The sequence below is a fragment of the Hanstruepera neustonica genome, from assembly GCF_002895005.1.
In the GTDB taxonomy this organism is placed as follows: domain Bacteria; phylum Bacteroidota; class Bacteroidia; order Flavobacteriales; family Flavobacteriaceae; genus Hanstruepera; species Hanstruepera neustonica.
This window is the reverse complement of sequence record NZ_POWF01000006.1, coordinates 46,040-62,135: the sequence shown is the minus strand read 5'-3', so window position 1 is coordinate 62,135 and position 16,096 is coordinate 46,040. Positions and strand designations below refer to the sequence as shown.

The window sequence follows — 16,096 nt, the reverse complement described above, 5'->3', positions numbered from 1 at the left end:
TTTATAACTTTAAGTTACGAACCAACTACAAATGGATTACTTAAGGTTATTATTTTTTTGTTTACTCCCGTTGTTTGGGATTTCTCAAGAGAGTCACTCGCTATCCAACACGACAATAGCAGATTCATTAGATAATATAGGTGAATATGATGAATCCATAAAGTTTCGGAAATTAGCTTTAGATGAACCAAATCATTCTACAAATTATAAAACATATTTAAAAGCTAAAGAGCTCTACACGAAATCATGCATTTTAGAAACAAGAGGTGGAAGAAAGAATATATTAGAAGGTCTTGAAAAATCTCAAGAAGCTTATCGTTTGGTTGAAAATATTATTTCAGAGGATGACAGAAAGCTGTTCTTTAGACATTTAATTTTAAATAGAATTTATCATCAATATGGTTATACTGGACAGTGGAAAGAGGCATTAATTGAGGCGAAAAAAAATTACGAAGTTCTACGAGATACTTTTCCTGAGTATAAAACAGATATTCTATATGTATTAGACGATTTAGGGTTTATAAATAATAAATTGGATAATCCTGAAAAATCCAATGAGTACTATGAACGGTCATTTAAGCTTTATAAAGAATATTATCCTGAAAATTTAAAGGACGTTTATCTTAATAACAATAGAATCATAAATAATTACAGGAAGTTAGGTTTAAAAAATGAGGAATTTAAATTGTTGGAGGAATCAGAAAATTATTGGACAAATATTTATGATGGAGAGGATGTTTTTTTTCAACGATTCAACTTTTATGACAAGATAGCAGATTGGCATATAAACTATGGTAATAAAGAATTAGCCGAAAGCTATTTGTTTAAAAAAGAAGAACTTTTTGATTCTGTAGCAAATTCACGTAAAAAAACTGAAAAAATTGCATTAATAAGAAGGGAAAGAGTTAATCTCAATGAGAGCTATATCAAGCTCTATTTAAAATATAAGAATTATAACAAGGCTAAACATTATATTGAAGAAACAAAAGAGCTTTTAAGAGATTCCATTGATAAATACAGATGGAATATAGTAAGTAAAGCCAATTTGTACTTAACTGAAGCAAAAATGCCTGATGTAGAATTTGATAAGGCAGAGAGTCTTTTTAAAAAAGCATTATCTACTGTTGTTGATAACAAAGAAAAGTATTATGTAAATCCAATTCAGTATCAAATAGAATTGTTTCATTTGTATGCTAATCATCATAAAGAAGAAGCTGCTTTAGAAATAATGGACGTGATTTTAGATAGCGAAGAAGTTACAGATCATGACAGGCTTCAGTTGTTATTCAAAAAAGCCATTTTATTAAAAGATGAAGCACATATTAAGGAGGCATTTTCGTCACTTTTAAAATCACCAGATTCCTCTCAAGAATTCAAAAATCTAGATATTAAGGATTTTCATGAGTATTATACGTTCGAAATTTTAAATGGCATATTGGGTGTTGCCAATATCTATCTTGAATGGTACCATACTTCCAATAAGGTAGAATATTCAGAAACTGCCTTTAATCTATTCATGTTATCATCAAAACTTTTTGAAAGGATCTATAAGGGAGATGCTTTTAATGATAATTTGTATAATAGTTTTATTGATATACAAGATGGATTGCTTCATTCTGCTTTATTGAACCCTTCAAAGAAAAACTTTGACAGAACTCTGGAAGCTATTGAAAATAATAGTTCTAGATTAACTTGGTCTAAATTTATTTATGGTAGAAATATAAAAGTAAATGTTCCAGATAGTTTATTGTTCAAAGAACAAAAATTACAATCACTCATAAATTATTACCAGGTAGAACTGTATGAAAAAAGAAATTCTAAAACTATAGATCTGGATAATTTGAAACTCCGTTTGACGGATTTAAACAATCAATTAAGAAACCATCAAAAACACATAAGTAAGAATTACATTCAATACGGTAATTCTAGAATTAACTTATTTGATATTCAGAATTTTAGAGAGCGTTTGAAGCCAGATGAAGTTGTTGTGAAGTATATTGTATCAATGGATGAAGTTTTCGTTTTCCGCATTACTAAAAATGATACGCAATTTCTGAAGATAATCAACAGTGAAAAATTCAATGAAACTATCGGTGATTTTATTGAGTTGGTATCAACCTTCAATTCAGAGGTTGTTATTCCAAGTGCTTTGAGTAAGTTGATTGAACCTGTAATCAAATCGGATAAAAAGCATGTTACAATAGTTAGTTCTGGAATGATGAGTTTGATTCCTTTTGAGGTCTTGCTGCCTAATTATTTTGAATCTGATATGGTCTTGAATTATGCAGGGAGTTTAAAATTGTATTATGAACAACTGGATACGAACCATATTAATAAAAAACTTAATGTTGGTATTTTTAAGGCTCAAAATGGCAATTCATTAAACAAAAAGGGGTTTTTACCAGAGTTGAATGAAGAGATTGAGGGTATTAAGCGTCTGGTTGATGCAACTGATTATTACATGAAAAACAGCGATGATTTTTTTAAACATGCCCAATCTCATAATGTTTTACACTTTGGTCTTCATGCTAGCATTGATGAGGAGATCCCTGAATTATCTGCATTAAATTTTGCTGAAAACGATATGTTAATTGGGTCATTATACAATACTTCATTACAAGCTGATTTGGCTGTATTGAGTGCCTGTGATACCGGAAATGGACGTTATGTAAATGGAGAGGGTGTGCAAAGTATCTCTAAAGCTTTTACCTACGCTGGCGTACCTAGCACGGTTATGAGTCTTTGGAAAGTTGATGACAAAGCAACGGCTAAATTGATGACCTCTTTTTATAAATATCTCAATGAAGGAAAATCTAAATCAGAAGCACTAAAATGGGCAAAGAAAGATTATTTGGCCTCTGACATTGATAGTGAATTAAAACATCCTTATTATTGGTCTGGCTTCATAGTATCTGGTAATGTTGAGCCATTTGAAGTTCACGAAAATCAAAGATGGTGGTTATCATTAATTGTTCTACCAATTATTGCCTTGTTTTTTGTTAGAAAATCAAAGTTTCGAAAGTAAATCCTTTGCTTTGTCGTAATTATAGTTAGATGTAGAAGAACTAATCTCTTCTAAAAGATTCTTGGCCTTACTTTTTTCATCAGACTTTAAATAGGCGAGCGCCAAATACCACTGACTTTTTCCAGCTAATTTATCTTGAAAAGTTTGGTGCTTATTAAAAGTCTCGATGGCACCTTGTGTCTTATTCATTTCCAAGTAGCAAATACCTTCATAAAACAATAATTCAGAATTATTGGAGGTTTTATAAAGATTATTAAAAAGTATTTGGGCTTGATCGTAAGCTTCATTTTCATAAGCTATAAACGCTTTAGTTAACTCATCAGTATCGTTTTGGTTTCTTATAATTGGGTGTGAGGTGTTGCTAGCTGTGGTATAGTAATCAGCAAACAGAGTTTCAGGACTTGAAGAATATTGTTTCCAATAAAACCCAATTGAAACTAGAAGTATAATTGAGGCAGCCATGTAATACCAAAGCTTTGGTTTAGTTTTGTTTTCAGTGTTGTTTTTATTTTCAATATCCTTAAAAAACTGTTTCTGCTTATTGTATTCATTGTTATGAATGGCACTTTGTACACTGACTTCAAATTCAAACTGTTCTTTAAAATCAGGGTCAGAATCCAATAATTCTTGAATTGCATTATTCTCGGATTCATTTAATTCATTACGAATGTATTTTGCTATTAATTCTTCCTTATTCATTTTTTAATTGCTCATTAATCAATTCTTTTAAATTCTTAAGACAACGTGATTTTTGGCTTTTTACAGTATTGTAATTACCATAGTTTAGATGCTCTTGAATTTCTTCCAAAGTAAAACCATTATAATAAAAAAGCTTCAACACGGTTTGGCATTGTTGACCTAACTTATTTAAACACTGTTTAATAAGTTTATTATTTTCAACATTACTTTCATCGTATATACTATCAATTAATTTAATAGATAACTCCAATCTTTTATCATCTAGGTCTAATGCCTCTAGCTTACTTTCTTTTTTCAATTTTTTGAAAATCATATATTTTCCAATTGAAAACAAATAAGTTTTAACTGAACTACTTAAAGATATTATTTTGCCATTAGTAACATTTTCAACAAATGCAATGATAGCGTCTTGATAAATATCCAATAGTGCCTCTTTATTCAGATTATATTTTAATCCAAAATTGAGAAAAGCTAACCTATTGTCTAAATAAATAGCTTCTAATACTTTACTGTCGCCCTGTTTGATTTTGGTAAAAAGCTCTTCAGTATGTCTATTCATTTAGTTCTTAAAAAAGTTAAAGGTTAACCAATAATTAAAAAAGTTTTTTAAAAGTAAGAAAATTACTAAAAACTTAAGAATGATGTTAACCTTTTGTTTTTAACCACACTAAAGGATGAATTAAGATAATTAATAAAGTCTGAAAATCTAATCATCAAAAACATCATTATGAAAACAAAATCCAAATTTATTTATGTTTTATGTGTCGTGTTCTTTGCACTACTTTCATGTTCAGAGGATAGTCCATTATTTGAAAATGGAAATAACACTGACAACAACGGAAACAACAATAATAACAATGAAGCAACCTATACTATTGCTGATTTACAAGGAACATGGCTTCGAACAGGTGGCAACCATACCGGGAATATTGGGATGGTCATAGAAGTAACTGATAATGATGGGGTAATTGTCGACCCAATAGATTCCGGTTTCGAGGTTGATGATGTCAAGTGGATGAATATAGTAAGCAATGACACCAGCGATTTCACACATTCCGAATTAGGAAGCGATTATAACTACTACAGTGCTATTATAGACTTTCAATCTGATGACGTCATCTGGATTATTGTAGATGCGGGTGGAGCTGGTAATTACCAAGAATGGACTCGTCAATAAAATTTAAACGCTATTAATCAAACTATAAAATCATGAAAACAAAAATTTTATTTACACTGTTACTAATCTTATGTATAAGTGTATCATTTGCTCAACCAGATATTGCTTGGCAAAAGTCACTGGGAGGATCGGGAACTGATTCGGCAAGATCTATTCAACAAACAATTGATGGTGGCTATATTGTAACAGGTTATACCGTGTCTCAAAATGGAAATGTATCCGTAAATTATGGAGGTCGAGATATATGGGTTGTCAAATTGGATAGTTCTGGTAACATTGAATGGGAAAAAAGCATTGGCTCAATTGGTGACGAAGAAGCGTATTCCATTCAGCAAACAACTGATGGTGGGTATATTTTAACGGGAATGTCTGATTCAGACGATTTTTTTGGAGAAAATTTTGGAAATGATGATATCTTGATTGTAAAATTAGATAGCTCCGGAAATATACTTTGGGGTCATAAATATGGCAGCATTGGAATTGATCGAGGCTATAGTATAAAGGAACTATCTATAGGTGGTTACATTTTAGCAGGATCAAGAGGTTCGAGTTTATGGATTGCTCGATTGGATGAAAATGGCGTACTGAATGACGATGTTTCTTTGTCAACTTATTTTAATGCTACAGCTTTTTCAGTTATTGAAACTAATGATGGAGGGATTGGTATTACAGGGACTGTTACTATAGATAATGGTGATGGCACTTTTAATACTGAACTTTTAGTTCTCAAGCTTAACTTTTCTTTAGAGGAATTGTGGGTTCATTTATATGGTGGCACTGGAGGCGATGTAGGACGATCAATCAGGCAAACTTTAGATGGCGGTTATATAGTATCAGGTTGGTCAAATTCAAATGATGGTGATTTAACCAATAATTATGGAGGCAATGACTTTTGGGTATTAAAATTGGATTCTAATGGTAATATGGATTGGCAAAAAAATTATGGTGGATCATTAGAAGATGAAGCATTAGATATCCAACAAACAAATGATGGAGGTTATATTGTTGTCGGTCAAACGAATTCCGATGATAACGATGTTAGTGGAAATCCCGGCACAAATATTTATGATTATTGGGTTATAAAATTAAATAACACGGGTATTTTGGAATGGCAAAATTGTTTAGGAGGTTCTAGTAATGATTTTGGAACATCCATAGAACAAACAACGGATGGAAATTATATCATTGCTGGGCGTGCATTTTCTAACAATTCTGATGTTTCGGGTAATAATGGAAATTATGACTATTGGGTCGTAAAATTAGGGCTGAATGACTGTGGAGGTGTACTTGAAGGCTCACCCTGCGATGATGGCGATGATTGTACGATTAATGACACCTATAATTCTGATTGTGATTGTGTAGGTATTTTGGATTCTGATGGTGATGGTGTACCAAACTGCGATGATGTTTGCCAAGGTTCAGATGATTTAGCTGATGCTGATGCTGATAGCATTCCAGATGGTTGTGACGTATGTCCTGGTTCTGATGATACGATCGATACAGATAGTGATGGTATTCCAGATGGTTGTGATAACTGTCCAAATGAAGCTAATGTGACACAAGAGGATTTTGATAATGACGGTATTGGTAATTCTTGTGACATATGCATTGGAGATGATTCTGTTGGGGACTCCGATGGTGACGGAATTTGTGATGATTTTGATCTTTGTCCAGGGTTTAATGACTTTTTGGATTCAGATGGAGATGGTATTCCAGATGGCTGCGATGATGATAATCCTTTGGATATAGACAACGATGGTGACGGACAAACAGAGAACGAAGGCGATTGTGATGACACCAATCCTGCTATCTTTGCTGGCAACACAGAGATACCTTACAACGGGATAGACGATGACTGTAATGCAGCTACTTTGGATGATGATTTGGATGGTGATGGTTACCTATTATCAGAAGATTGTGATGATAACAATGCTTTGGTCAATCCTGGTGCAACAGAGATCCCAGATAATGGCATTGACGACGACTGTAATCCAAATACACCAGACAGTTCTTTAGATGTAGACAATGATGGTGACGGACAAACGGAGAACGAAGGCGATTGTGATGACACCAATCCTGCTATCTTTGCAGGCAATACGGAAATCCCTTATAATGGGATAGACGATGACTGTAATGCAGCTACTTTGGATGATGATTTGGATGGTGATGGTTACCTATTATCAGAAGATTGTGATGATAACAATGCTTTGGTCAATCCTGGTGCAACAGAGATCCCAGATAATGGCATTGACGACGACTGTAATCCAAATACACCAGACAGTTCTTTAGATGTAGACAATGATGGTGACGGACAAACGGAGAACGAAGGCGATTGTGATGACACCAATCCTGCTATCTTTGCTGGCAACACAGAGATACCTTACAACGGGATAGACGATGACTGTAATACAGCTACTTTGGATGATGATTTGGATGGTGATGGCTATTTTCTAGCAGAAGACTGTGATGACAATGATGCTTCGGTGAACCCAGGAGCCACTGAAATACTGGACAATGGTATAGACGATGATTGTGATCCTAATACACCAGACAGCTCAAATGATTGTGTAGAATATATGAGTGATTTTGCTGTTAACCCTCTCACTCATTCAGGCGCCGGATTCAATAGTATAACAATGCTATTACCAAGTAATAGTCAAGATGTAACATTTACAATTTCTGATATTGATCAAAAATTAAGAGGTAACCCAAGAAATCAGTTTACTGAATACGTTGAAGTTTACTACATGAATGAGTTTGGTTCAGAAATTCAAGAAGGTATATATAGCGGTGCTAATGTTAATACTACGACTATTTCAATTTCAGGTCTGGTCGAATCTGTTACTGTAATTCTGTATGACGGGCAGGATAATGATTCAGGGAATTCTATGATGAGCATTGGCTTAAGTCCAGTAACATATTGTATCATTAATGCCCCTTGTGAAACTGATAGTGACAATGATGGTGTTTGTGATGACTTGGATGTATGTCCTGGGTATGATGATTTAATTGATAGTGATGCTGATGGTGTTCCAGATGGATGTGATGGCTGTCCTTATTCAGCAACAGATGATAGTGATAACGATGGTATTTGTGATGATTTAGATATTTGTTTAGGTTATGATGATTCTGTTGATTCAGATGGTGATGGAATTCCAGACGGCTGTGATATCTGTCCTAATGATGCCTCAGATTCTTGTAATTCAAATCCGTGCGCTCCAGATCAAATATTGATTTGTCATATGAAGAATAATGGTGAGTATGTAGAAATTTGTGTTAGAGAAAATCAGTTACAACGCCATTTAGATCATGGTGATACCATAGGCGGTTGTAATAACCAACGTGCTAGTTTATTTAATAAAGCAGAGGTTGAGTTATATCCAAACCCGGTTAAGCAATCATTAACTTTAAATATTAAGAATATAACCATTACTGAAGCCAAGGTTTCTGTTTACAATAAATTTGGCCAATTGGTATATCAAGATTTAAATGTTACTAAAAACAAAATATCCATTACTATATCTAACTATATCACTGAAGCCGGTGTGTACTTCATCTTTATTGAACAAGATGGTGTCCGATTACAAGACCGATTTATATTTTCAAATAACTAACATTTAAATAAGTGCTATTAATTAATTGAGGATAAAGAGGATAGGTTAGCTCTTTTTGAGTGCCTTTCCTCTTTTTTAATTATATTTAGTAAACATTAACCAAATAACTAAAACATGAAATCAAAAATTTTATTACCCGTTCTATTGCTATTTTTAGTAGTTTCTTGCAAAAATGAAAATAAGAAAACGGAACCAGTTTTAGAGGAAATTATAGAAGTTGAAGAATCTATTCAAGAGCCTGAAAATGTTATTGACATAGTTACCAGAAGTATGGAATTTCAAAGCGTGGATACGATTCCCTCGGGTTGGAATACGTTTAAATACCAAAACTTATCAAATGAAACCCATTTCTTTTTATTAGATAAATACCCAGAAGGTAAAACTGTTGAAAACACGCTTACTGATGTAGCACCTGTTTTTGAAGAAGGCATGGATTTAATTAATGAAGGTAAGTCTGAAGAAGGATTTGCTGCCTTTGGTAAATTACCAGAATGGTTTGGTAAAATTATTTTCTCCGGAGGATCTGGTTTAATAGGTCCTAAGCATACAGCAATTACTACAGTAAAACTTGATCCAGGTTATTATATCATGGAATGCTATGTGAAAATGCCAAATGGTAAATTCCATACCATGATGGGTATGGCAAAACCTATAATTGTTCTTGAGGAAGATAGTGGTAACCAACCTCCAGAACCAACCATTAACATAACATTATCAGGCGAGGAGGGCATTAGTTATGACCAATCCATACTTAAAGGGAAACAAATTTTTTCGGTGTTTGTAAAAGATCAAAAGCCTCACGAAAACTTTATTTGGCATGATATTAATCTTGTCAGGCTAGAAGATTATGCCAGTGAAGATGCATTGGAAGCTTGGATGAATTGGGCAGACCCTGAAGGATTGATAACACCAGTTCCAAACGGTGTCACATTTTTAGGCGGTGTCAATGATATGCCAGTAGGAAGCACAGGTTATTTTTATGCCGATTTAACACCTGGTAAATATGCCTTCATTTCTGAAGTGCCAAATACTAAAAGTAAGGGCTTATTTAAGGTTTTTGAAGTAATAGATTAGTAATTGACGTACTCCACAATTTCCAAACCATAGCCAATCATACCCACACGTTTGGTCTGTTCGCTATTGGAAATTAAACGGAGCTTGTGAATATCTAAATCATGTAAAATTTGGGCACCTATACCAAAGTCTTTACTATCCATTTCAATGCGAGGTGCTTTAACAATTTCACCAGGTGCTTGAGAAGCCTTTAAGGCATTGAGCCTTTTTAGAAGGTTCATGGATTGTGATTGTTGGTTAATAAATATGATAGCGCCTTTACCAGCTTCATTGATAACATTAAACATATCATCTAATTTTTTATCAGCGTTATTGGTTAAGGTTCCCAATATATCATGATTCACCAATGTAGCATTTACCCTTGTTAGAACAGGTTCATTACTTTTCCAAGATCCTTTTGTTAAGGCTATGTGAATTTGGTTATTGGTTGTTTGGTGGTAGGCTCTCAATCTAAATTGACCAAAACGGGTTTCTATGTCAAAATCTTCTTTCTTTTCAATGAGCGAGTCATGCTGCATGCGATAAGCAACCAAATCTTCGATAGAAACAATTTTGAGATCAAATTTTTTGGCAACATCCATAAGTTGCGGCAAGCGTGCCATGGTACCATCTTCATTCATGATTTCGACAATGACTCCGGCTGGTTTGAGTCCGGCCAATCTGGCAAAATCTATAGCAGCTTCAGTGTGTCCAGTTCTTCTTAATACGCCACCTTGTTTGGCAACTAGCGGGAAGATATGTCCAGGTCTGGCCAATTCAAAAGGTTTCGTACTTGGATCTATTAATGCTTGAATCGTTTTGGAACGATCGCTAGCGGAAATCCCTGTGGTTACACCATTACCTCTCAAATCTACAGAAACCGTAAATGCAGTTTCCATAGGATCGGTGTTATTATGAACCATCATATGCAAGTCTAACTCCTTACAACGGTTTTCAGTTAAAGGTGCACAAATTAAACCACGGCCATGTTTAGCCATAAAATTGATGGTTTCAGGAGTTATTTTTTCTGCTGCAGCCAAAAAATCGCCTTCGTTTTCTCGATTTTCATCATCAACCACAATTATGACTTTACCATTTCTAATATCGTTAATGGCTTCTTCGATGGTATTTAATTGGATTTTCACGGCTTTATCAATGGTATTAATCATGACTATGAAATTATTACTGCAAAGATATTGCTTATTTTAAACTATCTCCAATGACTTGCGTAATTTTATCCTTTCTCATAAAATGAACAAACGGGAATAACACAAAACTTAAGATTAAATAGATAGGTCCATTGGACAATTTTAAATTATCATAAAGTTTTGAAAGTGATTGGATGTTTATATAGGTTTTAATAAAATATACCACAAAACAAATAAAGGTTATGAGACTTAATTGAATTGAAGAAATGGCAAAGGCATTCAATTTATTGTTTTTGAGAATAAAATAAAGTATAAAAAATACCAAGGCAAGACTATAAAACAGCAGTGCAAACCTAGTATGCGCTTTATAGTTTGGAAGCTCAATATTTTGGATTTTACTCTGTTCAGGTGTTAATGTAATTTTTTGTTGTTCATTTTTGTCCGCTATCTCCTGATGTTTATTAGATTTAACCCGGAATAGTTTCTTTAAAGGTTCCAGTATGTGATCAAACTCAAACAGGCCTCTATCTGCCGTAGCCCGTTTTGTTAGATAGTAACCCAAAGGCAACATGATTAGGGTTGAGAACCAAGATGCAATTACAGGATTTAAACTACCATCATTGGCACTATTTTTGGCAAAAATGCCTATGAAGTGATAAGTAAGAAACAACAAAATCGCGATGACCATAGGAAGCCCAATGCCACCTTTTCGAATTAAGGCTCCTAATGGAGCTCCAACAAAAAACAAAATAATACAAGCAAAACCTAAGGCTAGTTTTTCATGTAAGGCAATTATATGCTTGTTCAACCAAACATTCCGTTCTTTAAAATATTTGTCTTTTATATCAATAATTTGTTTGGAACTTTTAATGGAATTGATTGACATATCAATCAATTGAACTTTTTTGCTATGCGTAAAAAAATCTAAAATACTACCATCAAATGTGGAGTCTTTTTTAATGTTTACTCCTGTATTTAAGACTGGAAGATTTGAACGATTGTAAAGACTGTTGGCAAAATCATCATAATCCTTATTTAAAGATTTTCGAAGAGAATCTATACTGTAATTCAAATCTGAAATATTCAGCATATTGTATTTATTTGTGATATTCTTTTCTTCCAAATCTTGATCGTTTAATTCTGATAAATCAATGTTGATGGTATACTTTTCAAAATAACTTCGCGTCATTGGATGTTTTTGTCTATCCTTTGGGTCACTTGAGGGCGTATCGTCATAAAAGTAACCATCCTGTAAGATGAATTTTAAAATATTCGAATCTTCATTACCTATTAGTTCACCTGTTTTAGATATGATGGTGGTGTGGTTACCAAGGTTATTTTTGCCAGTTTTTTTATGGATAATAACTTCTTCCAAGTACTGTCCACGATCTCCAGTTTTGTCTTTAACTTTTAAGTTATATTCATCCCCAATTTGATTGAACTGGCCTTTGGCAATGACCATAGCAGGTTTAAGCTGTTGTATGTTTTTACGCAGGTTGTAAGAATTTAATTCTCCCCAAGGAATAACATTGTTCGCAAAGAAAAAGGTGGTTATGGCAAGCGCTAAAATAAATATACTCAACCCAGTCATGGCTCTCTGTAGTGATATACCAGTAGACTTCATGGCCGCAAACTCATAGTTTTCGGCAAAGCTTCCAAAGACCATAATGGATGCTAATAGGATTGTTAAAGGGAGTACTAATGGGATAAGTTTTGGCGAAAAATAAAACAAGAATTTTGCAACAACAACGATGTCCAAATCCTTACCAGCCAATTCTTTTATATAAAGCCAAATAGTCTGTAATACAAAAATCAGCATGAGTATAACAAACACGCTGATAAAAGTCTTAAGATATGTACTTAATATGTATCGGTCTAAAATTTTCAAGTCACCTAATCCAGTTTATTGATGTAGTAGTCTTTGTACTTACTTTCATCAAAGGTAAATAAGGTTTTTGACAACGGTTCATTCGTTTTAAAAGAATTAACAGTTAATGTGGTTTGTGTACCATTCTTCCCTGTTTCAATTAAATTATAGATATGATTGGTATTAGCATCGATTCCTAATAAAATATTTTTAATTTCAGAATCAGTATCGATTGGTGTTAACTTAACATATTGAATTTTTCTGCCCTGAATATTTTGAGTGATGTCCATTTTATAGGTATAACCTCTTTCATAAAACGATAACATTTTACTGGGCGTAATACTGTTTTCGTCCTCGGAATTGTCTTTGGAAATGGTCACTTCCTCATCTTCGGGGCTGATACTGTATAATGTCTTACCATCAAAAATACGGGTAACACCCAAAATATTCAATTTGTATTTATCTCCTTGGATGATAACATCACCGCGAGTTTCCTGTTTGACATTCTCTGAAAGATTTTGAAGCACATATTTAAAGTCAATGCTGATGTTATCATAACTTTTAACTTTCTCTGAAACTTTATTCAATAAAGATTTAGCTTCGTTGTCTTGAGAAAATGCCAAGCTTGATGATACGATTAATAAAAGTGTAATTATTTTCTTCATTTTAAAATTCTTTTGTTTGATTATTGTCCTTCATTTGCTAATAATTGATCCAGAGCTGTTAAATCAGGTACCAAAACTTGCCTGGCCTTACTACCTTCAAAACCACCTACAATACCAGCTGCTTCTAATTGATCGATTAAGCGACCTGCACGATTGTAGCCCAACTTGAGTTTTCTTTGTAACAACGATGCAGAACCTTGTTGCGCAGTTACGATAATTTCAGCAGCTTCCCTAAATAGGTCATCTCGATCGTTAATATCTATATCAAGACTTGTGCCACTTTCTTCACCAATATACTCGGGAAGCATATAGGCATCTGGATATGCTTTTTGAGAGCCAATAAAGTCCGTTATTTTTTCAACTTCTGGTGTATCTACAAAAGCACATTGAATACGAATCATATCATTACCTTGGGTATACAACATATCACCACGACCAATCAATTGATCGGCTCCTGAACCATCCAAAATCGTTCTAGAATCAATTTTACTGGTTACCCTGAAGGCAATACGTGCAGGGAAATTGGCTTTGATAATACCAGTAATAACATTAACCGAAGGTCTTTGTGTAGCTATTATTAAATGAATACCAATGGCTCGGGCTAATTGTGCCAAACGAGCGATAGGTGTTTCTACTTCCTTGCCAGCCGTCATGATTAAATCGGCAAATTCATCCACAACCAATACAATATAAGGTAGAAATTGATGACCGTCATTGGGGTTTAACTTTCTGGCTTTAAACTTGGCATTGTATTCTGCTATATTTCGACAGAGCGCATTTTTTAATAGCTCATATCTGTTATCCATTTCAATGCAAAGTGAATTCAAGGTATTGATAACTTTGGTGTTGTCAGTAATAATGGCATCTTCACTGTCAGGTAGTTTTGCCAGGTAATGTCTTTCAATTTTATTGAAAAGAGTTAATTCTACTTTTTTTGGATCGACCAAAACAAATTTAACTTCAGCAGGATGTTTTTTGTAAAGCAAAGAAGTCAAAACAGCATTTAATCCTACCGATTTTCCTTGTCCTGTCGCACCTGCCATTAGTAGGTGAGGCATTTTAGCCAAATCGACTACAAAGGTTTCATTGCTAATAGTTTTTCCCAATGCAATTGGTAATTGCATTTCAGCCTTTTGAAATTTCTGTGAAGCAATAACCGATCGCATGGAAACGACTGTCGAATTTTTATTGGGGACTTCAATACCAATAGTTCCTTTCCCGGGAATAGGTGCAATAATTCTGATTCCAAGTGCTGATAAAGACAAAGCAATGTCGTCTTCCAGGTTTTTAATCTTGGAAATTCGGACACCAGCTTCAGGAATTATTTCATACAGGGTAACCGTAGGACCAATAGTCGCCTTGATATTAGCAATACCAATCTTATAATTGTTGAGGGTCTCTACAATTCTATTTTTATTTTCCTCAAGTTCCTCTTGATTGATGGTGATGCCTTCGGTTTCATATTTTTTTAATAGCTCCAAAGAAGGAAATTGATAGTTGCTCAACTCCAAAGTGGGATCGAATTGACCAAAATCCTCAACCAATTTGTTGGCTAGGTTGTCCGTTTCAGATAATTCTTCTTCTACCTGTTCAACTTCAATTTTAACATCAGACTCTTCATTTTGACTGGACTTGGAAATTTCTGGTTTTGGTTCAGGCTGACTAGTTTCAATAGGATTGGAGTTATCTGGAGTTAAATCAAAAGCCGATTTGATTTCTTCAGCTTCAGCAGACAAATCATTGTCCAAAGCCACGACCGGTTCTTCCTCATTTAATTCAGAAGTTAATTCACTGAAATCATCTTTGATATCTTTTTTTGCTGATTTAAAGAACTTTTGAAATGTTTCTGCAGTCATTTTAAATCGAATAGCCAAATAAGTGATAAGCGCAAAAATTAATAATAATACGGTTCCTATTTTGCCAAGATATTCTTGCAGAAATGTGTTCATTTCAAAACCAATAACCCCTCCTAAAACATCCAACTTATCTGAAAAGAACCCGAACAATATAGAAAACCAAATAACGATAAGCGTTCCCCAAAACCAATGTTTGCGCAATCGTGCTTTACTAGCATTGGTTAATACATAAACTCCTGAAATAAAAATAAGGCCAGAAAACACAAATGAAGAAACTCCAAACCCCTTGTAAATAAAAAAGTCGCTTAACCAAGCCCCAGTTTTATTTAGCCAATTTTCAGATTGAATACCTCTCGAAGCAAATTCAGATAGGGTGCTTTGATCTGCTTTTCCCGTAAAAAAGAATGAGACAAACGCAATGAACAGCAGTAAACCTAATATAATGAGAAAACTACCCAAAACCAGTTTTTGTTGATTGGATAGTTTCAGACTCGGCGCTTTAAATTTGGTTTTAGATTCTTTTTTAGATTTCGATTTTTTCTTTGCCATTCAAGGGTTGTTATATTAGCAAAAATACAAATTAGAAACGTTTATCCTAAAGCAAATAGTATTTAAAAAATCTTTGGAAAATAAATCAATATACCGACTATAATGGCTGTGACAGCAAATATAAAAACAGCTCCAGCCGAAATATCTTTTATCAACCCAATTTTAGTGTGTTTATCAGGATGAATAAAGTCCGCTATTTCTTCTACAGCGGTATTAATTCCCTCAATAGCAATTACCAACCCTATGGTCAGGCATTGAATAATCCATTCAGTTCTTGAAAGACCCACAACAAAACCTAAACCAGTCATGATAATTCCAATAAACACCTGAACCTTTATACTAGCCTCCGTTGTCACTAGAATCCAAGCACCTTTGAAAGCATATTTGATACTTCTTAATCGATTGACTAAAAAAGATTCCTTGTTTTCCATGCTTTAATGGGT

At 33.9% G+C, this 16,096-nt stretch carries 11 protein-coding genes; 4 read left to right on the top strand and 7 right to left on the bottom strand.

Annotation, left to right across the window (positions count from 1 at the left end; translation table 11 throughout):
- Positions 1-31 precede the first annotated feature (31 nt).
- On the top strand, positions 32-3,025 hold the full coding sequence (locus C1T31_RS09765; RefSeq protein WP_103052315.1) for a CHAT domain-containing protein: 2,994 nt from the start codon (positions 32-34) through the stop codon (positions 3,023-3,025).
- On the opposite strand, the gene C1T31_RS09760 is transcribed toward C1T31_RS09765, so the two are convergent.
- Positions 3,008-3,724, bottom strand: a complete 717-nt coding sequence (locus tag C1T31_RS09760) for a tetratricopeptide repeat protein (protein ID WP_103052314.1) — start codon at positions 3,722-3,724, stop codon at positions 3,008-3,010. The genes C1T31_RS09765 and C1T31_RS09760 overlap by 18 nt on opposite strands.
- Positions 3,717-4,283 (bottom strand): RNA polymerase sigma factor, encoded by a 567-nt coding sequence (locus C1T31_RS09755; RefSeq protein ID WP_103052313.1) that lies wholly within the window; start codon positions 4,281-4,283, stop codon positions 3,717-3,719. Before C1T31_RS09755 ends, C1T31_RS09760 begins: the two co-directional genes overlap by 8 nt.
- A gap of 168 nt (positions 4,284-4,451) precedes the next feature.
- Here C1T31_RS09755 and C1T31_RS09750 point away from each other — a divergent pair, with 168 nt between their 5' ends.
- The 3 genes from C1T31_RS09750 to C1T31_RS09740 all read left to right on the top strand — a co-directional run bounded on the left by C1T31_RS09750 (position 4,452) and on the right by C1T31_RS09740 (position 9,589).
- Entirely contained in the window at positions 4,452-4,901 is a 450-nt protein-coding gene (locus tag C1T31_RS09750) for a hypothetical protein (protein ID WP_103052312.1), read from the top strand.
- Between the two features lie 32 nt (positions 4,902-4,933).
- The gene (locus C1T31_RS09745; RefSeq protein ID WP_103052311.1) at positions 4,934-8,515 is read left to right on the top strand and encodes a MopE-related protein; all 3,582 of its coding nucleotides are present in this window, start codon (positions 4,934-4,936) and stop codon (positions 8,513-8,515) included.
- Between the two features lie 114 nt (positions 8,516-8,629).
- The gene (locus tag C1T31_RS09740) at positions 8,630-9,589 is read left to right on the top strand and encodes a hypothetical protein (RefSeq protein WP_103052310.1); all 960 of its coding nucleotides are present in this window, start codon (positions 8,630-8,632) and stop codon (positions 9,587-9,589) included.
- Here the strand turns inward: C1T31_RS09740 and ribB are convergent.
- From ribB to C1T31_RS09715, 5 genes are all read right to left on the bottom strand, one after another.
- A complete protein-coding gene (ribB, locus tag C1T31_RS09735) occupies positions 9,586-10,737 on the bottom strand; it encodes a 3,4-dihydroxy-2-butanone-4-phosphate synthase (protein WP_103052309.1) in 1,152 nt (383 codons plus the stop codon). The two genes, C1T31_RS09740 and ribB, sit on opposite strands and share 4 nt — an antisense overlap.
- Positions 10,738-10,768: 31 nt before the next feature.
- A complete protein-coding gene (locus tag C1T31_RS09730) occupies positions 10,769-12,604 on the bottom strand; it encodes an LptF/LptG family permease (RefSeq protein ID WP_103052308.1) in 1,836 nt (611 codons plus the stop codon).
- Positions 12,605-12,609: 5 nt separating this feature from the next.
- Complete coding sequence (locus C1T31_RS09725; RefSeq protein ID WP_103052307.1) at positions 12,610-13,248, bottom strand: LolA family protein; 639 nt, start codon at positions 13,246-13,248, stop codon at positions 12,610-12,612.
- 20 nt (positions 13,249-13,268) lie between these two features.
- Positions 13,269-15,653 (bottom strand): DNA translocase FtsK, encoded by a 2,385-nt coding sequence (locus C1T31_RS09720; protein WP_103052306.1) that lies wholly within the window; start codon positions 15,651-15,653, stop codon positions 13,269-13,271.
- A gap of 62 nt (positions 15,654-15,715) precedes the next feature.
- Positions 15,716-16,084 (bottom strand): diacylglycerol kinase, encoded by a 369-nt coding sequence (locus C1T31_RS09715; RefSeq protein WP_103052305.1) that lies wholly within the window; start codon positions 16,082-16,084, stop codon positions 15,716-15,718.
- Positions 16,085-16,096: the final 12 nt, after the last annotated feature.